Below are 23,397 nucleotides of genomic sequence, written 5' to 3'. Positions count from 1 at the left end.
ACATCGGTGTGGTTGAAAGGATTTCCGGATTTTTAATGGGAGCGTTTGCCCGAAGCTCTGGAAAGCCTTCGTTGGCAGCGGACAGTCGTTTTTAACGATTTGGCGAGCTGTTGTTTGCAGAAAACTGCCGCCTCTCAACGCACCATCATACCTTCGGTTATCGTAAAAAAGTGTTTTTCAACGCTCGAACAGGTCTTCGTGTTCAAAGAAGTGCCGTTTCTCAACGCTCTGGGCTCCGGGCCGCTTTCGAGCGGCCCGGCCGACGTCCGCCAGTAGCCGCGATTCACTCGCGGCGTTAAACGCAGCGGGCGTCGTGCAAGTCAAGAGTCCGTACAGTGTGTCCGGAGCAGACGGGCAGCGGCGGTACCCGGGCGACGGAAAAAGGAAAGGGTCACTCGGCAGAGTCTTTCTGCACAGGCTCTTCCGCCGCGCCCTGCGACGGCTCGCTCATCTTTTCGCCCGCAGCCTTTGCCAAAGTTCTGCGCTTTGCCTCTTCCGTGCCGGATTCCTCCGTGGAGGCCTTCTTTCCGCCATGAGACGCGGCCTGCATCCTGCGCCTTTTTTCCGCGGCCGTATAAATGAGCTGGAACACGTATTCCTCGAGGCCGCTGCGGTTCTCCACGGGCACGTCCACAAGCGCGGCCTCGGCCCGGGCCATGGTCTTGTGCCCGCCGCCTCCGCCTATGCCCGGGAACACGCAGGACGCCACGGCCCCGAGATCCATCTTGCCGTAGCCGCCGCGGAACACCACAACCACGCGCCCCGCACTCACGCCGCACACGGCCACCCAGCGAAGCCCGTGCACCTTGAGGAAGAAATCGGCCACAACCACGAGAATGTCGGAGCTGTTCACCTTGCCGAGCCACACGTAACTGCCGCGCCCGCAGGGGCGCAGCGTTTCAAAGGCCCGCGAGAAATAGGGAAGCCACTCGGGCATGTATTCGCTGCGCAGAATGCGGTTCATGAGCGTGGCGTCGCCGAAGCGGCTCAAATAGTGGTAGGCGCGCAGATCCACGTCGGTGCAGCCGCGGCCGAAAGTGGCCGTATCGGTGCGTATGCCGTACTGAAGCGCCGTGGCCAGAAGCCGCGCCGGACGTATGCCCGCGGAATAAAGGTATTCCGTCATCATGGTGCTCACGGAACCGTAGTCGGGGCGTATGTCCTGAAACGGCGCGGCACACGGATCGTCGGTTTTGGGATGATGGTCGATGACCACGGAAAATTCCAGCCCCGCAAAGGCCGGATTGTGATGGGCCTGCGAATCCACCAGGGCAAAGCGCTGAATCTTCTTTTTCATGGAAGGCCGCCACTTCACCACGGGAATGTTGAGATACCGTATCATGGCCAGATTGTCCGGCCTCGTGATCTCGTTGGTGCGGGCTATGGTCACGCTCTTCACTTTCGAACGTATGATGCGCTGAAGGGCCATGGCGCTCGCAAGGGCGTCGGGGTCGGCGGTGATGAGTATGGCCCACGACTCTTCCCTGACAAGCAGAGCCTGAAGCTGCGCAAGCTGCGCGGAAAGTACGCGGAAATATGCCATAATCTTCTGCTCCTACGATTTCCGGTTGCGCACGAATCCCAGCGCCTCCCGGAATATCTTCTGTTCAAAACGCTGCGGCAGTTTCTCAAGACTGCGCTCGGCCCGGTCGAGATACTCGTCGGCCAGGGCGCGCGACTCCGCGTCGAAGCCGAGACGGCGTATGTCCGAAGCAACCTTCGACCGCTCCTCCGGCGTGAACGTGCCTGCGCGGAACTTCTCGCAGAACTTCTCCCTGTCGGGATGATTGAGAAATTCCACATACTTCATGATGGGCGGCGTGAACTTGCCCTCCTCGAGGTCGCCCGCCGTGGGCTTGCCGGTTTCCGCCTCGTCGGCAAAGTCGAGCGCGTCGTCCACCATCTGAAAGGCGATGCCGAGATTCAGACCGTAGTCGGAAACGGCCTCCACCTGCTCGGGAGACGCCCCGGCGTAAAGCGCGCCCAGACGGCAGGATCCGCGAAGGAGCCATCCCGTCTTGCCGGCAATGACGTCCACGTACTCCGCCGTGCTGTGGGCCATGGAGTGCTGAAGCGCAATTTCGTGCGTTTCGCCCGAAGCGGTCATGAGCACGGATTCCGACACGCAGGTAAGCAGCGCGGGAATGCCGAACGAGGCCGTCTTGTGGCTGGCCGCGGCCAGCAGGGCGTCGCCCGCGAGAATGGCGCGCGGCACGTCGAAAAGCACGTGCGCCGACGCGCGTCCGCGACGGGTGGCCGCGCCGTCGAGCACGTCGTCGTGCAGAAGCGTGGCCACGTGGATCATCTCGGGAATCACGGCAAGGTCGTAGAGACCGGCGTCCTCAGCGCCGAACAGACGCGCGGAAGAAAGCGTCATGAGAGGGCGCAGGCGCTTGCCGCCCGCAAGCAGAACGTGTCCCACAATGTCGCGCAGAGGCGCAGGCATGGCGGCAAGTTCCTTTTCCAGAGCGGCGTTTACCTTTATCTGTTCGTATTTCAGCACGGACATGAACGTTATCATAAGTCTCAGACCTCTGCCCCGCGGGCGTATCAAAGAATCTTTCCCTATCTTTTGAACGCATTTTTCATTCTTCGCAAGCATTTTCGTCCGCGCCGGGAGGCGCCGGAAGGGGCGGCGAAAGAAAAAGCCTCTTTACAATCCGCCCGATACCTAGGATACTGCCCCGATGAATTTCAATTTCTCCCTCTTTCTCGCTGCGCTCGGTCTGGCATGCGTTCTTGAAGCGCTGCCCTGGCTCATTTCGCCCCGCAAAACCCGGGAAATGCTGCTCGAGCTTCTTTCCCTTCCCGATGAGGCGCTGCGCAGGGGAGGCATCCTTCTCATGATCCTCGGCGTGGCCGTGTGCGCCGCGGGACGCTTTCTGCGTGGAGACTGACATGAATGGTACAGACGCCCTCATTCTCGCCGCCGGCAAGGGCACGCGCATGCCCTCCCCCCGGCCCAAGGTGCTGCAGACGCTCCTTGGCGAAACCATGCTCACGCTCGTGACGGCCACCCTTGCCGCCATGCCCCGCGTGAGAAACGTGTTCACCCTTGTGGGCAACGAGGCCGACATGGTCTCGGCCGAGGCAGAACGCGCCGCGCAGAGGCTGAACATCAGCGCCGCGTGCATTCGCCAGGAACGGCAGCTCGGCACCGGTCACGCGCTCATGACGGCCATGCCGCATCTTGAGGGGGACGGCCACGTTCTTGTGGTGAACGGCGACGCCCCGCTGCTCACCGAGGGCGTGCTGAACCGCTTTCTCGACGCCGCAGAGGGCGCAGACGTGGCCTTTCTGAGCCTTGTGCTCGACGACGCCGCCTCCTACGGCCGCGTGGTGCGCGAGCAGGGAAAGGTAAAGGCCATCGTGGAAGCCAGGGACTTTGATCCCGCGCTCTACGGCCCGCTTGAAGAGGCGCACGAAGTGAACACGGGCATTTATCTCATCTCCCTGCCCGCCGCACGTCGCCTGCTGCCGCTTCTTTCCTGCGACAACAAGGGCGGAGAATACTACATTACCGACCTCGTTTCCCTGGGCCTTGCCGCAGGCATGGACGTGCGCGGCATTCAGGCCGAAGGCGCCGGCTGCGAAAAGACCGCCCTCCTGGGCGTGAACACGCCCGCGGAACTCGCCGTGGCCGAGGACATTCTCAAAAAGCGCAGAAATGCGGAACTTCTCGCCTCGGGCGTGATTCTGCACGCGGAAGAAAGCGTTCGCGTAAGCCCGCTCTCCCGCGTGGAAAGAGGTTCGGAACTCTTCGGCCCCTGCGAAATCTGCGGCGACAGCGTGATACAAAGCGGCGCGCTCATTCTCTCCCACTGCATCCTGCGCGACGCCGTCATCGAAGGCAGCGTCACCGTGCGCGAGTTCTGCCACATTGAAAAGGCCGAGGTAAGAAAAGGCGCCATCATCGGCCCTTATGCCAGACTCCGCCCGCAGGCCCTCGTGGATGAAGACGCCCACGTGGGCAACTTCGTGGAACTCAAAAAGACGCATCTCGGCAAGGGGTCCAAGGCCAACCATCTGACTTACCTCGGAGACGCGGAAGTGGGGCCGGGCGTGAACTTCGGCGCGGGAACCATCACCTGCAACTACGACGGAAAGAACAAGTTCCGCACCGTCATAGGCGAAGGCTGCTTCATCGGCAGCAATACCGCCTTCGTGGCCCCGGTGAGCGTGGGCGACGGCGCGCTCGTGGGCGCAGGCTCCGTCATCGTGGAAGACGTGCCCGCCGGAAAGCTCGCCCTCGGCAGGGGCAGGCAGGTCATCAAGGAACGCAAAAAGTGACGCAACGCGCAAGGCGCGGCGCAGAACTTGACTATTGCCCCCGGAATATCCATTCTTGCAACGCGACGGCGACCAGGCCTGCCGCATGCCTCCAACACAAGGAGAACACAATGTCTTGTCGTATACTGAACATTAAATCGCCCGCCGACGCGGAAGCCGTCGATCTGTTCCGGCGTCTGGCCGAACGCGGCAACCCTGCCGACGGCAACGGGCAGGATGTGGAAAATCAGGTGCGCGCCATTCTCGCGGACCTGCGCGAACGCGGGGATCAGGCCCTCATTGAACGCCCCCGCCAGTTCGACGCTCCCGACCTGAAAGCTCCCCTCGCCGTGCCGCAGGAAGAACTTGCCCGCGCCGCCGCCTCCATTTCCGGCGAAGAACGCAGCGTCATCGTGGAAGCGGCCTCGCACATCCGCGCCTACCACGAAGCCCAGAAGGACAAATCCTGGTTCATCACCCGCGAAGACGGTTCCATTCTCGGTCAGAAGATCGAGCCCGTGGACCGCGCCGGTCTCTATGTGCCCGGCGGCAAGGGCGGCAACACGCCGCTCATCTCCTCCATGCTCATGGGTGCCATTCCCGCGCAGGTCGCAGGCGTAAAGGAAATAGCCGTGGTCACGCCTCCCCGCGCCGACGGCACCCTGAACCCCTACATGCTCGCCGCCGCCTATCTTCTGGACATCAACGAGGTGTACCGCGTGGGCGGCCCCTGGTCCATCGCCGCGCTCGCCTACGGCACGCAGGAAATCCGTCCCGTGGACGTCATCGCCGGACCGGGCAACATCTTCGTGACCACGGCCAAGAAGCTCGTGCAGGGCAGGATGGGCATCGACATGATCGCCGGCCCCAGCGAAATTCTCGTGCTGGCCGATGAAAGCGCCAACGCCGAATGGGTGGCCGCCGACATGCTCTCCCAGGCCGAACACGACAGACTCGCCTCCGCCATTCTCATCACCACGAGCCAGCTTCTTGCCGACCGCGTGGCCTCCGCGCTGGAAAGACGCGTGGCCGAGCTGCCCCGCGTCGACATTGCCCGCGCCTCTCTCGACGACTGGGGAGCCATCATCCTCGTTCCCGATCTTTCCGTCGCCGTGGACATGGCCAACCGCATCGCCCCCGAACACATGGAACTGAGCGTTACCTCTCCCTGGGAAGTGCTGCCCTCCATCCGTCACGCAGGCGCCGTGTTCATGGGCCAGTATTCCCCCGAACCCGTGGGCGACTACTACGCCGGTCCCAACCACGTGCTTCCCACCCTCGGCACCGCGCGCTACTCTTCCGCGCTCAGCGTGCAGACCTTCAGCAAACGCACCAGCATTGTGGCGGCTTCGGCCGAGTTCACCCGCGCCCACGCTTCCTCCATCGCTCTGCTTGCCAGACTCGAAGGTCTGGAAGCGCACGCCCGTTCCGTGGAACTTCGCGGCTGATCTGCCGCATTCCCCAAGCTCTTCATCCCCCGAGGTCTTCCCATGAAACAACTGCCCTATCCCGTCATTACCAGCACCAATCTCCCCGGCTTCAAGCTCCACTCCCAGGGCAAGGTCCGCGACATCTATGAAGTGGACGACGACACCCTGCTGCTCATCACCACCGACAGAATGTCCGCCTTCGACGTCATTCTCGGCGAGCCCATTCCGTGGAAGGGCGTCATTCTGAACCAGATCACCCTGTTCTGGATGAACAGGTTCGCTCACCTCATCCCCAACCACATCATCGAATCCGACGTGGACAAGTACCCCGCCGCCCTCCAGCCCTACCGCGACCAGCTCGTGGGCCGCTCCGTGCTCGCCAGACGCGCCCAGCCCCTCAAGGCCGAATGCATCGTGCGCGGCTACATCGCCGGTTCCGGCTGGAAGTCCTACAAGAAGGACGGCACCGTCTGCGGCGTGCACCTGCCCGAAGGCCTGAAGGAATCCGACAAGCTGCCCGAAGTGCTGTTCACCCCCTCCACCAAGGGCGAAGTGGGCACCCACGACGAAAACATCAGCCTTGAAAGAATGCGCGAAATCGTCGGCACGGAGCTGGCCGACAAGGCCGCCGAAACCTCCCTCGCCATCTACCGCGAAGCCTCCGAATACGCCGCAAGCCGCGGCATCATCATTGCCGACACCAAGTTCGAGTTCGGCCTCGTGGACGGAAAACTCACCCTCATCGACGAAGTGCTCACCCCCGACTCTTCCCGCTTCTGGCCCGCCGAAGGCTACGAACCCGGCCACAGCCAGCCGAGCTTCGACAAGCAGTACCTGCGCGACTGGCTGGAAGCCCAGGTGTGGGACAAGACCCCGCCCGCTCCCGCCCTTACCACCGAAGTGCGCGACACCACCGCCGAAAAATACCAGGAAGCCTTCCGCCTCACTACCCGCCGCTCCGAGTAGTCACGTCCCCCACTCACCCATCACCATAGGAGAGGATATATGATTCTTGAAGGAAAAAAGGCCGTCATCTTCGGCGTCGCCAACAAGCACAGCATCGCCTACGGCATTTCTTCCGCCTTCCGCCGCGAAGGCGCCAGCCTTGCATTCAGCTACCTGAACGACGCCCTTAAAAAGCGCGTCGAACCCATTTCCGAAGAACTTTCCGGCGACTTCACCTTCCCCTGCGACGTGTCCAGCGACGAAGACATCGCCCGCTCCGCCGAGCTCGTGAAGGAAAAGTGGGGCAAGGTGGACGTGCTCGTTCACTCCGTGGCCTTCGCGTCCAAGGACGACCTCAAGGGCCGCTACCTCGACACCTCCCGCGACGGCTTCAAGCTCGCCCTCGACGTGTCCGCCTACTCCCTCGTGGCCCTGTGCAAGGCCTTCGAGCCTCTGCTCAACCCCGGCGCCTCCGTCATCTGCATGACCTACTACGGCTCCGAAAAAATGATCCCCAACTACAACGTCATGGGCGTGGCCAAGGCCGCCCTCGAAGCCTCCGTGCGCTACCTCGCCACCGACTTCGGCCCCATGAACGTCCGCGTGAACGCCATCAGCGCCGGTCCCATCCGTACGCTGGCTTCCTCCGGCATCTCCGACTTCCACCAGATCGGCGCCATGTTTGAAAAGCGCGCTCCCCTGCACCGCCTCGTCACCATCGACGAAGTGGGCAACTCCGCCGCCTTCCTCGCCTCCGATCTCGCCTCCGGCGTCACCGGCGAAATCCTCTACGTCGACAACGGCTTCCAGAGCACCGCTCTGTAAAGGCAGCAAAGACAGAAAAGGCATCGGGGGAGATACTCTCCCCCGCGCCCCCATAGTTTGCGGGACGAACCCCTTGCGGGGCCGTCCCGCAGCTTTTTTTGGGGAACAGGAAGCGCTCTTTCCCCCTCTTCCCATGTTTTTTTCGCCCCGTTCCCCACGTTCCCTCAGTCAGCCCGCAGGTCTCTCTGCTCCCACCTTGCCCCCTCCCGCGGCGCAGGCTGAACCCGTCCGCTCAATCCGGGGCAGCGCCCCGCGAATCCTGCCTGCTTCCCTTCTCTCTTCGGGCACGGGACGTGCCTCTTCCCCTTGGGGGAGTATCAGGGTAGAATCGAGGAAAGGGCAGAACGTTCAGCAAGGAGTTGAAACATGGACCTGATGGACAGGCTGGGCACGGTTCTGATCGTTGTTCTGGCGCTATTGGCGGCCATGGCGATACGCCGGGGCGGGGGCACGACGTCGTGCTGATTCCGGGTGGACCCCATGCGGATGCGTGACATTCGCGAAAAGATGGAAGCGGCGGAAAAAAAGAAAGAAGACGGGAGCGGAAGCGGGCAAAAGAGCTGACTGCGCTCTTGCTCTCACGTGCAAGCTGGCTTATGCTCAAGGCTCCGGGCGTCGTGACGCCCGGAGCCTTTTTTTTCCGGAACGGTTTCGTTGTACGGCAGGACGGCGGACGTCTTCATCATTGTCCGGCGGCTTTCTCAAGGCGAGCCTTTCCGGCAAGCCGGTGAGCCTCTTCGCCCAGACGCACAAAGGATACCGCCATGAGACCCCGTTTTCGCATCATTCTTCTTCTCACACTGTGTCTCGCCCTGCTTTCCTCCGGCTGCGCGCTTCTGGAAAAGCAGAAGCTGCCCTTCCAGAGGCAGGACGAAGTCACGCTCTGGGCCAACAGCATAGCCGGGCTGCCCGGCGTGGAACAGGGGCGCAGGGCCGAAATGGTGTGGAAGAACCCCTCTTCCTCGCAGGCGCTCAAGCTGCGGGCGCTTTCCATGGCCGCCAGCCGTCCCGGCAGGCAGGGCTATCCCGCCCGCAAGGAACTGGCCGCGCTGTATGCCAAGGCCACGTCCGAGCAGCGCGCCGCATGGGAAACCATGTACTGGACCGACCTTGACGGCATGGACAGCGACACGCTGAAAAAGCTTGCCGCCTCCGTGTCCTCCGAGCAGGAAAAAAGCTTCCCCTGGAATCTCGTCATGCTCAAGGCCGCCCGTCGCGGTCTGCTCAACGATTCTTCCGCCGTACTTTCCCGGCTGTCCAATCCCATGCTCTACGCCGCGCCTGCCATGCTCGGTCTCGGTGAGGCTCCGGCCGTAACGCCGAGCAGCACCGTAAGCGTGGCGCTCATCATTCCGCAGACCGGTTCCGCCTCGGCTCTCGGCCGTCAGGTGGCGGCCGGCGCGCAGGCCGCCGTGGACGATCTGCGTCTTTCCGGCAAGAACGTCGATCTGCGCATCATCGACACGGGACTCACCGGCTGGCAGCAGGCCGTGCAGAATCTGCCGCCCCAGTTCGTCATGGTGGGCGGACCGCTCATTCCGGGGCGCTACAAGGCCGTAAAGGACGCCGCCGCCGGGCGCGCGCTCTTCTCGTTCACCGCGTCGCTGCCTTCCGGCGACGAAGGCGTAAACGCCTGGCGCTTCTTTGCCAGCGCCGAAGATCAGATACAGGCGCTGCTCGACGCGGCTTCCTCGCTCGGCATCAGCTCCTTCGGCGTGTTCAGCCCGGGCGACGCCTACAGCAAGCGCATGAGCGGCCTGTTCCTGCAGGAAGCCTCGGCGCGCGGCTATGCCGTAACCTCAGGCTCCTACCCCGCAGGCAAAATGAACGCCTGGCCCAAGGAAGCCGGCTCCTTCGTGAAAATGCAGGTCGGCGCACAGCGCGGCAGCATTCCTGTGGCCACGGCCGATTTTCAGGCCATATTCCTGCCCGACAGCTGGAAGAACATGGATATGCTCGTATCCAGCCTGCACTACAGCGGCGCTCAGAACCGGCTCATGATGGGTACCTCGATATGGGAACAGAGCCTCGGCCCCACCAGCCGCAGCAACGCCGCCACCTTTGCGCTCACCATTTTCCCCGGCGTGTGGAACGACCGGCTTTCCGGAGCCGGAGTGACGGCCTTCCGCAACGCCATGGCCGCCAAAAATCAGCGTACCGACGACTGGTCCGCCCTGGGCTTCGATTTCGTTCGCATGGCCGCGGCGCTCAATATCCAGCCCGGCTGGACAAGCGCGCAGCTCAACCGCGCCCTCGCCTCCGGTCCCCGCATGGACTGGGCAGGCGCTCCCATGAGCTGGGACGGCTCGGGCAAGGCCAGCCGCAAGCTCTTCATCTTCCAGCCTTCCTCTACGGGACACATCCCGGCCGACATGCAGAAGCTCAGAGAACGCCTCGCTTCGGGCGACCTTTCCGTTTCCGAGCCCGACGCCCCTGCCGCGCCTCAGCGTCCCGTGAGCTTCGACGCGCTCGTCGACTCCCTCAGCAGGCAATAAGCGTCTTTCCTCCGCCCCTCGTTCCGGCCCGTCTCCTCACCGAGACGGATGCCGGACGGGGACTTGCGGCCGGCTGCGTTGCAGCATACAAAAGACCCGAAGCGTGGCGGATGCCGCGCAAGCGATGACCAGCCGCAATTCACTTGCGGCGCAGGCAGAGCGAAGCGTGCAAGCCTCGCAGACCGTAAAGCGTGTCCTGCCCTGACGGGACACCATGAACGCACAACGTTTTAAAAAGAGAACCACCAGCATGTCACTCGACAAAAACGACTTTCTGCATCTGTGCCGCCTCTCCCGGCTGGCTCCCGATCCTGCCGTGCAGGAGGAAATGGCGCAGCAGTGCTCCAGCATACTTGCCTACATGGACAAGCTCGCCGAAGTGGACACCACCGGCGTGGAACCTTTGTATTCCCCCGTCATCCATGAATGCGCCTTCCGCGACGACACGGCCGTGCGCCGCTGCGACCGGGCCGACATTCTGGCCGGAGCTCCTGCCACCGACGGCGCGTTCTTCATTGTTCCCCGTATTGTGGAGGGAAAATAAATGTCTGAAATTTTTGAACTCTCCCTCTGCGAAACGCGCGACGCCATAAAAGAAGGCAAACTGAGCGCGGAAGAAGCGACCGCCGCCTGCCTTTCGCGCATCAACGAAACCGAGCCGAAAATCAACGCGCTGCTCGCCCGTCGCGACGAAGAGGCGCTGGAGCAGGCCCGCGCCATGGACAGGGAACGTCCGGCCGATCTTTCGGACAAGCCTCTGTGGGGCGTGCCCGTCACCGTGAAGGACGTGCTTGCCACAAAGGGCATGCCCACCACGGCGGCCTCGAAAATTCTGGAAGGCTTTCTTTCCCCCTACGACGCCCTTGTAGTGGAACGCCTGAAAAAGGCCGGGGCAATCATTCTCGGCAAGAACAACATGGACGAGTTCGCCATGGGTTCCACCACCGAGCATTCCGCCTACAAGGTGACCGCCAACCCCTGGGACGTGACCCGCGTGCCCGGCGGCTCCAGCGGCGGTTCCGCCGCCAGCGTGGCCGCCTGCCAGTGCTTTGCCTCCCTTGGCTCGGATACGGGCGGTTCCATCCGTCAGCCCGCCTCCCTGTGCGGCTGCGTGGGCATCAAGCCCACCTACGGACGCGTGTCCCGCTACGGCCTGCTCGCCTACGCTTCCTCCTTCGATCAGGTGGGCCCGCTCACCCGCACCGTGGAAGACGCCGCCGCCGTGCTTCAGGTGATTGCCGGACACGACGAGAGGGACAGCACCTCCTCCCCCGTGGACGTGCCCGACTACCACGCCGCCATGACCGCGCAGGCCGACCTGTCCGGCCTCACCCTCGGCATGCCCCGCGAGTTCTTCGGTCATGAAGGCCTCGACAAGGGCGTGGCCGACGCCTGCAAAAACGCCGTGGAAACGGCAAAGAGCCTCGGCGCCAAGGTGGTGGAAGTCTCCCTTCCCCACACCGAGTACTCCATCGCGAGCTACTACATTCTTGCCGCAGCCGAAGCCAGCTCCAACCTCGCCCGCTACGACGGCGTCCGCTACGGCCACCGCACCGCCGAACCCAGGAATCTTGAGGACATGTACACGAGCTCCCGCACCGAAGGCTTCGGCCCCGAAGTGCAGCGCCGCATCCTGCTCGGCTCCTACGTGCTCTCCGCAGGCTACTACGACGCCTATTACCGCAAGGCCGCCCAGGTGCGCCGCCTCATCCGTCAGGATTACCTCGACGCCCTCAAAACCTGCGACATGATCCTTGCTCCCGTCTCCCCCGTGCCTGCATGGCAGATGGGACATATGTCCGACGACCCGCTTCAGATGTACTTCATGGACATCTTTACCCTGTCCCTCAACCTCGCAGGCCTGCCCGGACTCTCCATCCCCGTGGGCTCCTCCAATGGCCTGCCCGTCGGCATCCAGCTCATGGGCCGCGCCTTCGACGAAGGCACCCTCTTCCTCGCCGGCGACAAGCTCACCCGCGCCCTCTGCACCCATAACCAGCACGCCCCCATGTAAAGGCAGAAAAGACAGAAAAGGCATCGGGGGGAATGATTCCCCCCGAACCCCCTCGTTTCCGACGGCGGGCGTGTGCTTCCGCACCCGTCCGCCGTCGGTACGAAGGGTTTCAGAAAGAAGCATGACCTGCTCCCGCAGGCCGTGCTTTTTTTTTCGCCCCTCCTTTTCATAAAGCACTCCTTCCGGAGTCATGTTCTGTCCGGAATGCCGCCGGAACATTCCATCGCTTTTTCTCACAATATCCTGTAATCCCTTCCTTATTTACCTTGTTTTCGGCCTCGGCCGGAAACAAGGTCGGCCACCGCAGGTGGGCGCAGCAGCGCACACCTGCACTGAATCCGCAGACCGGACAGCTCCCGCCAGACACGGCGAGCCTCGCCGCAGAACCTTCCCGAACTCCCGTCCGCTCCCGGCAGCGAGCCCTGCCCGCTCCCGACCCGCCGAAGGCGAAGCCGTCGGCGGAACCATGGGGGCCCGGGGGAGATTATCTCCCCCGGCGGGGTCCGGGGCAGCGCCCCGCGGCTCCTGCCTGTCCTCCTTCCTCTCAATCCAGACCAGCGCCCGCTCTCCGGTCTGTCCTCCTTCCTCGCAATCTGGAGCAGCGCCCGTGGCTCCGGTTATCCTTCCGCCATCAAGACCCTTGACATGGCAGGGCTTTTTCCACGAAATAGCTTGTTATGTTTCACGGGCGAACGAAGCCGTTCGCTCTTTTCTTCTCCTGCGAGGGAGAAGGCGGGGAAGGCAACCACAAGCGGAAAAAGCGCCTTCTTCGCCGCCAACATCGCTTTCCGCCCAAGTTATGAACAGCTTCAAGCCTTATGCGGCCATGCCTTTTTATCCCGGTCCCGTTTCCGTTCATCCCGACGTTGCCCGCGCGCTTTCCAGAGACTATGCGCCTCCGCGCATGGGCACGGAATATCTTGAACTTTACAAGTCGGTACGAACGCGTCTCCAGAAGATTCTGGGCACGAAGGAAGACGTGCTCATGGGCACCGGCGAAGGCATGCTGGTGCTGTGGGGCGCGCTGAAGAGTCTGCTCAGGCCCGGCGACACGGTGCTGTGCGTAGGCACGGGCGTGTTCGGCGACGGCTTTGCCGACATGGCAAAGGTCATCGGCTGCAAGGCCGTGCTGGTGTCCGAGCCCTACGACAGAACCATTTCCGCTTCCACGCTGGAAAGGGTGAAGGACGCCGTGAAGGAGCATCATCCCGTGCTCATGACGGCGGTGCACTGCGAAACGCCTTCCGGCACGCTGAACCCGCTGGAAGAACTCGGGAAGCTGAAAAAGGATCTGGGCGTGCCCTTCCTGGTGGTGGACGCGGTGGCCAGCGCGGGCGGTGCGCCCGTTCTTGCCGATGCGTGGCATGCCGACTGCGTGCTCGGCGGCTCGCAGAAATGTCTTTCCTGCCCGCCGGACATGAGCTTCATGAGCGTAAGCGCTGCGGCGTGGGAACGCGTGCGCGAGGTGAACTACACGGGCTACGACGCCGTACGCCCCTTCGACAACGCCATTGAAGACGCCATGAGATTCCCCTATACTCCCAACTGGTGGGGCGTTGCCGCAATGGATGCTTCGCTCTCGGCCATGGAGAAGGAAGGCCTGGACAACGTATTTGCCCGTCACGAGGCCGTGGCGTGTCAGTGCCGCGAAGGCGTGAAGGCGCTGGGCCTTTCGCTGTGGCCTGCAAAAGATGCCGTGAACGCCCCCACCGTGACCGCCATCCGCGTGCCCGAAGGCTGGCTGTGGAACGCCCGGCGCACGGCCCTTGCCGCGCGCGGTCTGTATGTGGGCGGAAGCCTCGGTCCGCTTGCGGGCAAGGTGTTCCGCATGGGACACATGGGCACGCAGGCGAATGCCGAAGCCATGAGTTCGGCGCTTGCCGTCATGAAAGACGTTCTCTCAAAATAACCAAAGGATCATATTCATGAGCTACACCAAGGAAGACGTGCGCCGCTATCACGGACTGCCCCGTCCCGGCAAAATTGAAGTCATGCCCAGCAAGAAGGCCGTGGATCAGGACGACCTCACCCTCGCCTACAGTCCCGGCGTGGCCGAAGCCTGCCGCGACATCGTGGCCGACGAGGCCATGGCCGCCAGACTCACGGGCCGCAGCAATCTTGTGGCCGTGGTGACCAACGGCACCGCCGTGCTCGGTCTCGGCAACATCGGACCGCTCGCAGGAAAGCCCGTCATGGAAGGCAAGAGCATGCTCTTCAAGCTCTTTGCCGACGTGGACGCCTTCGACATTGAGCTCGACTGCTCCGACCCCGACCGCCTCATCGACGTCGTGAAGGCTCTCGAGCCCACCTTCGGCGGCATCAACCTGGAAGACATCCGCGGCCCCGAGTGCTTCTACATTGAAGAAGAACTCAAGAAGAGCATGAACATTCCCGTGTTCCACGACGACCAGCACGGCACGGCCGTGATCACCGGCGCGGCGCTCATGAACGCCTCGCGCGTGACGGGCCGCGACATTGCGGACATGAAAATCGTGGTCATGGGCGCGGGAGCCGCGGGCATGGCCTGCGCGCGCTTCTACGCCGCCATGGGCGTAAAAAAGGAAAACATTTCCATGTTCGACATCAGGGGGCTCATCCACAAGGGACGCACCGACCTGTCCGACGTGCAGATGACCTTTGCCCAGCCCGAACCCGCGCCGGGCGCGAGCATCGACGACACCCTCTACGCCGCCATGAACGGAGCCAATCTCTTCCTCGGTCTGTCCGGCCCGGGCACGCTCAAGCCCGACATGCTGAAGGGCATGGCCGAAAATCCCGTCATCTTCGCCTGCGCCAACCCCGTGCCGGAAATCGGCTACGAAGAGGCCAAGGCCGTGCGTCCCGACGCCATCATGGGCACGGGCCGTTCCGACTACCCCAACCAGGTGAACAACGTGTCGGGCTTCCCCTTCATCTTCCGCGGCGCCCTCGACGTGCGCGCGAGCAAGATCAATGAAGAAATGAAGATCGCCGCTTCCCGCGCGCTGGCCGACCTCGCGCTCGAGCCCGTGCCCGACGAAGTGCGCGCCGCCTATCACGGCCGCGACTTCACCTTCGGTCCGGAATACATCATTCCCATGCCGCTCGATCCGCGCATCATCGAATGGGTGGCTCCGGCCGTGGCCCAGGCCGCCGTGGACAGCGGCGTGGCCCGCGGCAGCATGGAAGACATAGGCGGCAGCGTAGAAGCCTACCGCCTCATGCTGCGCGAACGCATGAAGAAGGCCAAGGCCCGCACGGCTTCCTACTGGAAGAGCTACGAAAACTAAGAGAAAAAGGCCGGGGTGCTTCCCCGGCCTTTTTGCCGCGCGGCAAACGCCGTCGAAAAACGCCCTTTTCCGATCCGCTGCCCGTCCGACCGCCGGCCGGACGGCACGCCGCTCCGCCGTACGGTTCCCGCCCCTTTCCTGTCCGGGCGAGCGCCCTGTTCACGCTCCCGCCCCTCACAGGCTCATGAGGATTTTTCATGAAGATATGCCTCATTACCCGCGACAAGAAGCGCTTTCTTCCCCTGCTGCTCGAAGCCGACGAACAGGAGAGCATGATTGACCGCTACCTTTCCCGCGGCGATCTTTTCGTGGCCTTCGACGATAAGGACAATCCCCGGGCCGTGGCCGTGGTCACGAAGGAGGACGAAGGCGTGCATGAACTCAAGAACCTTGCCGTGGACGCCTCCTGCCGCCGGCAGGGTCTCGGCAGACTCATGGTCCGTTTTCTGCTCGAGCGCTTCCGGGGAGGCGGCGTCATGCTCGTGGGCACGGGAGAGAGCCCCGCGACGCTCGGCTTCTACCGTGCCTGCGGCTTCGCCTTCTCCCATGTGGAAAAGGACTTCTTCGTAAAGAACTACGATCATCCCATTGTGGAAGACGGCAAGGTGCTCCGGGACATGATATACCTCAGGCAGGAACTTCCGGTCTGAGAACTCCCCCCTGTCCGCATTCTTTTTTCGCGTTTCCTTTCCGCCGTCAGGCGCGTTCTCCGGATTTTCTGCGGGAGAATGTCTGCGGCGCAAAGGCCTTCATTCTTCGAGACTCTTCACGCTTTCCCACGACAGGTTGAAGGAACGCAGATACTTGTTGAGTCTCGCGGTGTCGTCGTTGCTGCTCTTTCTGAGCCGGGAGCTGGCAAAGAGCAGACGCCCCGCTTCGGAACGACGCTTGCAGGCAAGGCAGACTTCAAGCACCTTTTCCAGCTGCACCTTGTCGAAAAGATCGAGCTCGCGGTCTATGAGGTGAGAGGCCCGGGCAATGAGGGGAAACTCTATGCCCTCTAGCTTTTCGGTCCTTCTGCGCCACAGGCCCCGCAGGTAGGCTATTTCCTTGTCCACGGTCTCTTTGGTGATGATGCCCTGAAAGGCGTAGGTGTGCATTCTTTCCATGCTGCTGGCGAGCGTGCGGAAGTTGCCGGGCCACACGGCCTCGGGTGAACGGGCAAAGCGGAGGTAGGCTTCGCGGGCTTCCGGCAGAAAGTCGGCAAACACGCCGCGCTGTTCGGAAAGGCGCTTGAGCTCGTAGTCGATGTTGACCTCGATGTCTTCGGGCCGCTCCCTGAGGCTCGGCAGCCGGAAGTGCCACAGATTGATGCGGGCAAACAGATCCGTCCGGAACCTGCCGTTGCGGGCTTCGGCAAAAAGATCGCAGTTCGTGGCCGTGATGAGCTGAAAGTTGCTGAACACCGGCTTGTCCGAACCGAAGGGGAAAAAGCGCTTCTCCTCTATGGCCTTGAGCAGCAGCGCCTGTATGTCCATGGAAAGCTCACCCACTTCGTCGAGGAAAAGTATGCCCGAATGCGCCATGGCCAGCATGCCCTTGCGCTCGTACGTCGCCCCCGTGAAGGCGCCCCGGACGTGCCCGAACAGCGCGGACATGGCCGAATCGCCGCGAAAGGACGCGCAGTTCACTTCCACGAGCGGCCCGGTCACGGCTCCGGTCTGCAGCCTGAGCTCATAGATGCGGCGCGCCATCTGCGTCTTGCCCGTGCCCGTGGCCCCGGAAAGCAGTACGGGCGCGGCGGAGTGCACCGCCACGCGCTCTATGTCCTTCACAAGCTGGTTGAACTCGGGATTCTTCGTGCGAATGCCGCCGCGCAGTAAATCCTGCTGCGCGTGCTTGCGCTGCTCTATGTCCCCTATTTTGGAAATCCAGTGGTTGATGGCGTTGTCGTATATCTGAATCGTGGAATGGATGCGGCCGAACCGGTCCTTGGAACTGCGAAGCTGTATGATGCGGCAGCGTATGCGCTTGATGTTCACGAGCATCATGATCATGAACGAATGCGCAAACATGTTGCCCGGGCCGAAATGCAGAAAATAGTCCTCCTCTTCATCGTTGAAGACAAAGGTGCTGAAGAAGGAATCAAAGAAAAGATAGTTTTCCGCAAAGGACTGCGGAGAAAAATTGTTCTTCGTGTCTATGACCACGGGAACCACTTCCGTGTGCGGGGCAAGTTCCTCAAGATCCTTCTGCAGAGCGCTCAGCCTGTCCTTGAGCGAGGGCGGAATGAAGTAGTACAGCCGGTGAATGAAAAACCTGCGCACCTGCACAAGTTCCACCAGCGGTCGCCACAGCTTCCAGCGAGAATCGGCATCGGCAATGTCGTGATCTATGGATATGGTGCTGAACACCACATTTTTCTTCATGATTCCTTCAGACCGGCACGATTCGTTTCTGACCATTCCGTCCGCTCCCCCGAGCGGATGCGCAAAGGCTTCCTATACCACAAAAGCAGACTCAGGAATAATCTCCCTCCTCTGCTTGTCAAAGTCTCCACAAACGCCACAGAGCCCCGGATTAAAGCTATTTTTCACATATTTTCCCAAAGAAGCAATATTCAGAATTTTATCTGATAATCAAACAATTCTCTGAAAAATCTGCCACCGTGCACGAGCACTTTCGGCAACATGGCGTTTTTCCTGCTCTTTATTTATGTGCACTCTGGCACGATTCTTGCTCCATTTTTGTCATGCAATCACGCATCTGTCACCAAGGAGCATATATGAAATCCGTCAAACACGATTGGGGCACTCTTTACGAGACCGATGTGCTCATCCTCGGCACCGGAGCTTCCGGCATAGGCGCGGCCCTGAACTCGACCGGCAAGGGACTTGACGTCCTCATGGCTGGCAAGGGCACGCTGGAAAGTTCCGGCTCCCTCGGCGGCGGCAACGACCACTTCATGGCCGTGCTCGACTCCGACGAGCCCTTCGACAACATGGAAAGCTTCGTCAACTTCTACATGAAATCCGCCTTCGGCTATCGCGAACGGCAGATAGAGCAGTGGCACGACGCGCTCAAGCCCTGCGTGAAGATTCTTGAAGAATGCGGCGTGGAATTTCTGCGTCGTGAAGACGGCTTCTATTTCCGCTCCGTGGGCTTCGGTCAGCCCGGCGCGTGGTGGCTGCACATTCCCAACGGCAGAAAGATCAAACGCGGCCTGGCGAAGCGCGTCCGTTCCATGGGCGTCACCGTGCTCGACAACTTCCAGATCACCAGGCTCTTCAAGAAGGACGGCAAGATTGCCGGCTGCATGGGCTTCAACGTGCTTACCGGCGAAATCGCCGCCATACGCTGCCGCACTGCCGTGAACTGCCTCGGCTGGCACGCTCAGCGCTGCACCAACAACTCCTCCCACAATCCCTACAACTGCTGGTTCACGCCCTTCACCACGGGCAGCTACTTCACGCTCGCCTACGACATCGGCGTGCCCATCGTGAACGCCGACATTTCATGCCGCGGCACCATTCTTCCCAAGGGCTGGGGCGCGCCCGGCATGAACGGCATCAACAACATGGGCGGCCACGAGCTCAACGCCCTCGGCGAACGCTTCATGTTCAAGTACGATCCCATGGGTGAAAACGGCATTCGCCGCAATCAGATGATGGGCACCAACCAGCAGCAGGTGGAAGGCTACGGCCCGCCCTTCTACATGGACATGCGCCACCTCAACGAGAAGGACGTGCATCATCTGCAGTACGTGCTCATGCCCGCCGACAAGGCCACCTATCTCGACTACTGCAAGGCCCGCGGCATCGAGTTCAGCAAGTATCCGCTGGAAGTGGAAGTGGGCGAACTCAGCCTCTCCGGCATGCTTCTTGCCGACGACAACCTGGAAACTCCGGTGCGCGGCCTGTACGCGGGCTGCAACTTCACGAGCTTTTCCGGCGCCATGTGCGGCGGCTACGTGGCGGGCGGCCATGCGGCCGAAAACGCTCCCTCGCTGGACATGGCCGGTCCCTCGGAAGAGGAAATCCTTGCCGAACGCGACCGCATTCTCGCCCCGCTGAACAATGCCTCGGGAACCATGACCCACAGCGACTTTGAAGATCCCATCCGCCAGGTCATGGACTACTACGCCAAGTTCCGCCGCAACATGCCCGGCATGGCCGTGGCCCTCGACCGCCTGAACTTCATCGACGGCTACCGGGACCGCGTGCGCGCGAAAAACCTGCACGACCTCATGCGCGTACACGAGGCCTTTGAAATTCTCGAACTGTGCCGCATACACCTCGACGCCTGCATGCAGCGCAAGGAAAGCGGCCGGGGCATGTACGTTCTTACCGACTACCCCGAAAAGGATCCCGCCCTTGCCAAGGGGCTCGTGGTGAGCCGGGGCGAGGAAGGCCCCGTCTATTCCTGGCTCGAGCCTGCCGCAAAATGATGTGACTGCCCGGTTCCGGCTCCCTTCTTCCGGGGCGCCGGACCGGACGAATCCCCCAACCCGACAACCACCGGAGTTACTATGCCTCCCGTATTTCACGACGATAAATGCATCCGCTGCGGCATGTGCGTCAGAGACTGCCCCGCCTACATTCTGGCCCTCGACAAGGAACACGACAAGACTCCTCACCTCATTGAGGAATACAAGCACGAATGCTGGCACTGCGGCAACTGCCGCATAAGCTGCCCCAAGGATGCCATCAGCTTTGAGTTCCCGCTCTACACCCTTGTCTGAACGGAGGAAACGCATGAACAGAATCTCTGCCCTTCTGCTCGGCGCGGCCATGACGCTTGTCGCCGCCCTGCCCGCGAACGCCGCGGACTACGTGCTTTCCCTCAACCTCGCCATTCCGCCGGTGCACAACCGCTGGACCATGGCCATAAAGCCCTGGGCCGACGAAATAACGAAACGCAGCGAAGGACGCATCGTCATCGAGCCCTACTTCGCCCAGGCGCTCAGCAAGCAGGCCGAAGTGGTGGAATCCGTGCGCACGGGCGTGGCGGACATTGGCGAAGCCACCTTCACCGTGGGCGGCCTCGGCCGCTATCCCTTCCATGAACAGATCCTCAACCTCGTGCGTCCCAGCCTGTGCACCGTGGACGCCGCCAACCTCGTCCGCTCCATGCACGAAAGCTTCCCCAAGGAAGCCATGCAGGACGTGGAAGGTACGCACCTGCTCTTTGTGGAAGGCCATACCATGGGCATGCTCATCGGTACCCGCGACAAGCCCGTGAAGAGCCTTGAAGACCTCAAGGGGCTGAAGATAGGCGTATCGGGCGGCGGCATCCGTCTGGAACGCGCCCGCGCCCTCGGCGCCACCGTGGTGGGCATTTCCCTGCCCGATATGTACATGTCCCTGGAAAAGGGCGTTATCGACGGCGCCGTGGTGGACTGCGAAGTGCTCGTTTCCCGCAAGCTCGGCGACATCATCAAGCATCTCTCCCTCGTGAACCTCGGCGGATCGGTGTTCTACTGCGTGATGAACAAGGACACCTACGACAGCATGCCGCCCGACCTCCAGAAGATCATCGACGACGTGTCGCGCGAGTATGCGCCCAAGCTGTTCAGCGATTTCTGGAACGACATGCAGTACAACAGCCTTGAACGCTGGCAGAAGGAACAGGGCGGCAAGCTCTACGTGCTCTCCGATGCCGACTACGCCAAGGCCGACGCCCTTGCCGAACCCACCTACAAGGAATGGGTGGACTTCACCAACAGCAAGGGGCTTCCCGCCGAAGCCATTCTTGCCAAGTTCCGCGAACTCGAAAAGCGCGACATGACCCCCTGGGCCCAGTCCCGCGCCGCCAGCTACGTGGAAAAGTAACGACTGACCAGGCCGGGGAATGCCCTTCCCCGGCCTTTACTTCTCTCGTCCCGTGCCGGAGGGACGAAAGCCGAACCGTTCCCGCCGGCGTGCGGGAACCCCCTGAACCTGCATGCGGCGCAGTCCGCCTCTGCCGGAGCGGGCCGCAAAGGCACGCGCTCCCTGTTCAACGCCCAGGAGTCCAGTCATGGCCACATCACAAGCAACCTCTCTTTCCCCTCAGTCCTCCGGCCTGGCGCCCCTGCGCGCGTGCGTCGGCATTCTGAAGCACCTCGAGACCGTATGCCAGAAAGTCAGCGCTCTCGGCATGCTCTTCTTTCTGCTCATGGTGCTCATCACCACGCTCGACGTCGGTCTGCGGTATTTCTTCTCCCGTCCGCTCAGCGGCACGCTGGAACTCACCGAGTTCTTCATGGTCATCGTGTTCTTCACGTCTGTGGCCTACGCCCAGTGGACGGGCGGCCACATCGTCATGGACGTGGTGACCGCCAAGCTCAGCGAAAAGGCGCAGACGCTTCTTTCCGTGGTCACCACGTTCTGGTCCGTGGCCACCGTGGGCGTATGCCTTGCCGCCATGGTGCGCTACGCCTCCACCTGCGAGCTCTATTCCCCCACGCTCAACCTGCCCGTGGCGCCCTTCGTGTGGTTCGCCTCGGCCGGCTGTCTGCTGCTTCTGCTCACCCTCGTGCATGACTTCTTCGCCGCCATTCTGAAGGCCCACGACAACTACGGCTCCGGAGCCATGCTCCTGGCCCTTCTTGCGGCCTTCATCACCACCGCCGCCTTCGTATGGTTCGCCATGAACAAAATGCGCGGCGTGTCCAGCGTGGCCCTCGGCGTGTGGGGCTGCGCGTTCATGTTCTTCCTGTTCTTCTCGGGCATGCCCGTGGCCTATGCCCTCATGGCCTCGGCCGCCGTGTTCATCGCCAACATGCGCGGCACCATGGCCGCGTGGAACATGCTCGGCCAGTTCTGGTACAACACCGTGGCCAGCTACGACTGGTCGCCGCTCATGTTCTTCCTGCTCATGGGCTACGTGTGCTTTGAAGGGCAGTTCGGTCAGGATCTCTACCGCGCCGCCCGCTCCTGGATGGGTCACTGGCGCGGCGGCCTCGCCACCGGCAGCGTATGCGCCTGCACGGCCTTCGGCGCCGTGGTGGGCGACTCGCTCGCAGGCAGCGTGGCCATGTCTGCCATAGCCCTGCCGGAAATGCGCAAGAGCCACTACGACGACGCCCTCGCCATAGGCTGCCTTGCCTGCTCCGGTACCATAGGAAGCCTCATTCCGCCTTCCACCACCTTCATCCTTTACGGCGTGCTCGCCGAACAGTCCATCGGCGAACTGTTCATTGCCGGCGTCATTCCCGGTCTTCTGTGCATGCTCTGCTTCATCGGCGTCATCGTGGTGTGGGCCCGCATCAATCCTGCGGCCGCGCCCGCCTCGCCCCGCGTGTCCCGTCTGGAAGCCTTCTCCTCCCTGCGTTCCGCCCTGCCCATCATGGCCATATTCATTCTGGTCATCGGCGGCATCTACGGCGGCATCTTCACCGCCACGGAAGGCGGCGGCGTGGGCGTGTTCGGCATGCTGGCCCTTGCCTGTGCGCTTCGCCGCATGACCCGGAAAAAGCTCTCCTCCGCCCTCAACGACGCGGGCAAGTTCACCGCCATGTGCTTCGCCCTGCTCGCCGGCGCCAACCTGCTCGGCAACTTCATGACCCTGAGCCGCATTCCCATGGTGCTCGCCAACGCCATTGCCGCCCTCGACATCGCGCCCATGCTGGTCATGGTGGCCATCATCATCGTGCTCTGCTTCCTCGGCTGCTTCATTCCCGCCATTCCGCTCGTGCTCATCTGCGTACCCATCTTCGTGCCCATCGCCAAGGTGTTCGGCTGGAACCTCGTGTGGTTCGGCGTGATCTCCACCCTCGTCAAGAACATGGCCTGCATCACGCCGCCCTTCGGCATCAACCTCTTCGTCATGAAGGGCATTGCCGACGTGCCCATCGGCCTCATGTACAAGGCCTCGCTCCTCTACGTGGTGGGCCTGTTCGTATGCGTCGGTCTCATCGTGGCCTTCCCGCAGCTCAGCCTGTGGCTGCCTTCCAAGATGCACTGATTCCCCTCTTTCCGCCCTCTTTCAGGCATCAAAAAAGGACTTAAAGCACTTTCGTGCCTTAAGCCCTCGTTCTCTCTCTTTTTTACTTGCGCCTTTTTGGGGGATTTTTAGCGCGTTTTATTTGGGAGAACCACAACAATCACTTATCCTTGAGCAGCGAATTGAGCTCCTCCATAAAGGTGTTGATGTCCTTGAACTGGCGGTAGACCGACGCAAAGCGCACATAGGCGACCTCGTCGACCTTGCGCAGCTGCTCCATCACA

18 protein-coding genes and 1 pseudogene are annotated in these 23,397 nt (G+C 62.0%); 15 read left to right on the top strand and 4 right to left on the bottom strand.

The annotated features are described in order from the left end of the window. Nucleotides 1-391 precede the first annotated feature (391 nt). Nucleotides 392-1,543 (bottom strand): DHH family phosphoesterase, encoded by a 1,152-nt coding sequence (locus Q0J81_RS06470; RefSeq protein WP_294446688.1) that lies wholly within the window; start codon nucleotides 1,541-1,543, stop codon nucleotides 392-394. A gap of 12 nt (nucleotides 1,544-1,555) precedes the next feature. Next, nucleotides 1,556-2,509: a polyprenyl synthetase family protein gene (locus Q0J81_RS06465; RefSeq protein WP_294446687.1), complete on the bottom strand. Its 954-nt coding sequence runs from the start codon at nucleotides 2,507-2,509 to the stop codon at nucleotides 1,556-1,558. A 178-nt stretch (nucleotides 2,510-2,687) separates the two neighbouring features. Between Q0J81_RS06465 and Q0J81_RS06460 the strand changes: the two genes are divergently transcribed. From Q0J81_RS06460 to Q0J81_RS06410, 11 genes are all read left to right on the top strand, one after another. Next, nucleotides 2,688-2,897: a DUF2065 domain-containing protein gene (locus Q0J81_RS06460; RefSeq protein ID WP_294446685.1), complete on the top strand. Its 210-nt coding sequence runs from the start codon at nucleotides 2,688-2,690 to the stop codon at nucleotides 2,895-2,897. Between the two features lies 1 nt (nucleotide 2,898). Beyond that, nucleotides 2,899-4,290 carry a bifunctional UDP-N-acetylglucosamine diphosphorylase/glucosamine-1-phosphate N-acetyltransferase GlmU gene (glmU, locus tag Q0J81_RS06455; protein ID WP_294446682.1) on the top strand — a complete coding sequence of 464 codons (1,392 nt, stop codon included), beginning with the start codon at nucleotides 2,899-2,901 and terminating at the stop codon, nucleotides 4,288-4,290. Nucleotides 4,291-4,400: 110 nt separating this feature from the next. Next, nucleotides 4,401-5,717: a histidinol dehydrogenase gene (gene hisD, locus Q0J81_RS06450; protein ID WP_294446680.1), complete on the top strand. Its 1,317-nt coding sequence runs from the start codon at nucleotides 4,401-4,403 to the stop codon at nucleotides 5,715-5,717. A 42-nt stretch (nucleotides 5,718-5,759) separates the two neighbouring features. Next, the gene (locus Q0J81_RS06445; RefSeq protein WP_294446678.1) at nucleotides 5,760-6,665 is read left to right on the top strand and encodes a phosphoribosylaminoimidazolesuccinocarboxamide synthase; all 906 of its coding nucleotides are present in this window, start codon (nucleotides 5,760-5,762) and stop codon (nucleotides 6,663-6,665) included. 39 nt (nucleotides 6,666-6,704) lie between these two features. Further along, entirely contained in the window at nucleotides 6,705-7,469 is a 765-nt protein-coding gene (locus Q0J81_RS06440) for an enoyl-ACP reductase (protein WP_294446676.1), read from the top strand. 764 nt (nucleotides 7,470-8,233) lie between these two features. Beyond that, entirely contained in the window at nucleotides 8,234-9,964 is a 1,731-nt protein-coding gene (locus tag Q0J81_RS06435; RefSeq protein ID WP_294446674.1) for a penicillin-binding protein activator, read from the top strand. A gap of 250 nt (nucleotides 9,965-10,214) precedes the next feature. Then, the gene (gene gatC, locus Q0J81_RS06430; RefSeq protein WP_294446673.1) at nucleotides 10,215-10,508 is read left to right on the top strand and encodes an Asp-tRNA(Asn)/Glu-tRNA(Gln) amidotransferase subunit GatC; all 294 of its coding nucleotides are present in this window, start codon (nucleotides 10,215-10,217) and stop codon (nucleotides 10,506-10,508) included. Continuing rightward, nucleotides 10,509-11,978: an Asp-tRNA(Asn)/Glu-tRNA(Gln) amidotransferase subunit GatA gene (gene gatA / locus Q0J81_RS06425; protein ID WP_294446672.1), complete on the top strand. Its 1,470-nt coding sequence runs from the start codon at nucleotides 10,509-10,511 to the stop codon at nucleotides 11,976-11,978. It begins immediately after the preceding gene. Between the two features lie 799 nt (nucleotides 11,979-12,777). Further along, nucleotides 12,778-13,887 carry an aminotransferase class V-fold PLP-dependent enzyme gene (locus Q0J81_RS06420; RefSeq protein ID WP_294446671.1) on the top strand — a complete coding sequence of 370 codons (1,110 nt, stop codon included), beginning with the start codon at nucleotides 12,778-12,780 and terminating at the stop codon, nucleotides 13,885-13,887. Nucleotides 13,888-13,903: 16 nt separating this feature from the next. Further along, nucleotides 13,904-15,247, top strand: a complete 1,344-nt coding sequence (locus Q0J81_RS06415; RefSeq protein WP_294446670.1) for a malic enzyme-like NAD(P)-binding protein — start codon at nucleotides 13,904-13,906, stop codon at nucleotides 15,245-15,247. 197 nt (nucleotides 15,248-15,444) lie between these two features. Further along, nucleotides 15,445-15,897, top strand: coding sequence for a GNAT family N-acetyltransferase (locus Q0J81_RS06410; RefSeq protein ID WP_294446669.1), 453 nt, complete (start codon nucleotides 15,445-15,447; stop codon nucleotides 15,895-15,897). Nucleotides 15,898-15,996: 99 nt separating this feature from the next. On the opposite strand, the gene Q0J81_RS06405 is transcribed toward Q0J81_RS06410, so the two are convergent. Further along, nucleotides 15,997-17,616: an RNA repair transcriptional activator RtcR family protein gene (locus tag Q0J81_RS06405; protein ID WP_294446668.1), complete on the bottom strand. Its 1,620-nt coding sequence runs from the start codon at nucleotides 17,614-17,616 to the stop codon at nucleotides 15,997-15,999. Nucleotides 17,617-17,972: 356 nt separating this feature from the next. Between Q0J81_RS06405 and Q0J81_RS06400 the strand changes: the two genes are divergently transcribed. The 4 genes from Q0J81_RS06400 (at nucleotide 17,973) to Q0J81_RS06385 (ending at nucleotide 23,134) form a co-directional block, all read left to right on the top strand. Next, nucleotides 17,973-19,634, top strand: coding sequence for an FAD-binding protein (locus Q0J81_RS06400; protein WP_294446667.1), 1,662 nt, complete (start codon nucleotides 17,973-17,975; stop codon nucleotides 19,632-19,634). Nucleotides 19,635-19,715: 81 nt separating this feature from the next. Further along, nucleotides 19,716-19,928 (top strand): 4Fe-4S binding protein, encoded by a 213-nt coding sequence (locus Q0J81_RS06395; RefSeq protein WP_294446666.1) that lies wholly within the window; start codon nucleotides 19,716-19,718, stop codon nucleotides 19,926-19,928. 13 nt (nucleotides 19,929-19,941) lie between these two features. Continuing rightward, nucleotides 19,942-21,018, top strand: coding sequence for a TRAP transporter substrate-binding protein (locus tag Q0J81_RS06390; protein WP_294446665.1), 1,077 nt, complete (start codon nucleotides 19,942-19,944; stop codon nucleotides 21,016-21,018). Between the two features lie 187 nt (nucleotides 21,019-21,205). Continuing rightward, nucleotides 21,206-23,134 (top strand): TRAP transporter large permease subunit, encoded by a 1,929-nt coding sequence (locus Q0J81_RS06385; RefSeq protein WP_294446664.1) that lies wholly within the window; start codon nucleotides 21,206-21,208, stop codon nucleotides 23,132-23,134. A gap of 139 nt (nucleotides 23,135-23,273) precedes the next feature. On the opposite strand, the pseudogene Q0J81_RS06380 reads toward Q0J81_RS06385, so the two are convergent. After that, a pseudogene (locus Q0J81_RS06380) lies at nucleotides 23,274-23,397 on the bottom strand (transcriptional regulator NrdR); the annotation flags it as partial.

The sequence above is a fragment of the uncultured Mailhella sp. genome, assembly GCF_944324575.1.
In the GTDB taxonomy this organism is placed as follows: domain Bacteria; phylum Desulfobacterota; class Desulfovibrionia; order Desulfovibrionales; family Desulfovibrionaceae; genus Mailhella.
The sequence above is the reverse complement of the archived record's forward strand: the minus strand, read 5'-3'. Positions and strand labels throughout refer to the sequence as shown.

Excerpts from the sequence above, each read along its gene's own strand:
- Q0J81_RS06465 (WP_294446687.1), bottom strand. The coding sequence starts at position 2,509 with ATGTCCGTGCTGAAATACGAACAGATAAAGGTAAACGCCGCTCTGGAA.
- gatA (WP_294446672.1), top strand. The coding sequence starts at position 10,509 with ATGTCTGAAATTTTTGAACTCTCCCTCTGCGAAACGCGCGACGCCATA.
- Q0J81_RS06445 (WP_294446678.1), top strand. The coding sequence starts at position 5,760 with ATGAAACAACTGCCCTATCCCGTCATTACCAGCACCAATCTCCCCGGC.
- glmU (WP_294446682.1), top strand. The coding sequence starts at position 2,899 with ATGAATGGTACAGACGCCCTCATTCTCGCCGCCGGCAAGGGCACGCGC.
- Q0J81_RS06420 (WP_294446671.1), top strand. The coding sequence starts at position 12,778 with ATGAACAGCTTCAAGCCTTATGCGGCCATGCCTTTTTATCCCGGTCCC.
- Q0J81_RS06460 (WP_294446685.1), top strand. The coding sequence starts at position 2,688 with ATGAATTTCAATTTCTCCCTCTTTCTCGCTGCGCTCGGTCTGGCATGC.
- Q0J81_RS06395 (WP_294446666.1), top strand. The coding sequence starts at position 19,716 with ATGCCTCCCGTATTTCACGACGATAAATGCATCCGCTGCGGCATGTGC.
- Q0J81_RS06410 (WP_294446669.1), top strand. The coding sequence starts at position 15,445 with ATGAAGATATGCCTCATTACCCGCGACAAGAAGCGCTTTCTTCCCCTG.
- Q0J81_RS06415 (WP_294446670.1), top strand. The coding sequence starts at position 13,904 with ATGAGCTACACCAAGGAAGACGTGCGCCGCTATCACGGACTGCCCCGT.
- Q0J81_RS06390 (WP_294446665.1), top strand. The coding sequence starts at position 19,942 with ATGAACAGAATCTCTGCCCTTCTGCTCGGCGCGGCCATGACGCTTGTC.
- Q0J81_RS06470 (WP_294446688.1), bottom strand. The coding sequence starts at position 1,543 with ATGGCATATTTCCGCGTACTTTCCGCGCAGCTTGCGCAGCTTCAGGCT.
- Q0J81_RS06440 (WP_294446676.1), top strand. The coding sequence starts at position 6,705 with ATGATTCTTGAAGGAAAAAAGGCCGTCATCTTCGGCGTCGCCAACAAG.
- Q0J81_RS06400 (WP_294446667.1), top strand. The coding sequence starts at position 17,973 with ATGAAATCCGTCAAACACGATTGGGGCACTCTTTACGAGACCGATGTG.
- Q0J81_RS06385 (WP_294446664.1), top strand. The coding sequence starts at position 21,206 with ATGGCCACATCACAAGCAACCTCTCTTTCCCCTCAGTCCTCCGGCCTG.
- Q0J81_RS06405 (WP_294446668.1), bottom strand. The coding sequence starts at position 17,616 with ATGAAGAAAAATGTGGTGTTCAGCACCATATCCATAGATCACGACATT.
- Q0J81_RS06435 (WP_294446674.1), top strand. The coding sequence starts at position 8,234 with ATGAGACCCCGTTTTCGCATCATTCTTCTTCTCACACTGTGTCTCGCC.
- hisD (WP_294446680.1), top strand. The coding sequence starts at position 4,401 with ATGTCTTGTCGTATACTGAACATTAAATCGCCCGCCGACGCGGAAGCC.
- gatC (WP_294446673.1), top strand. The coding sequence starts at position 10,215 with ATGTCACTCGACAAAAACGACTTTCTGCATCTGTGCCGCCTCTCCCGG.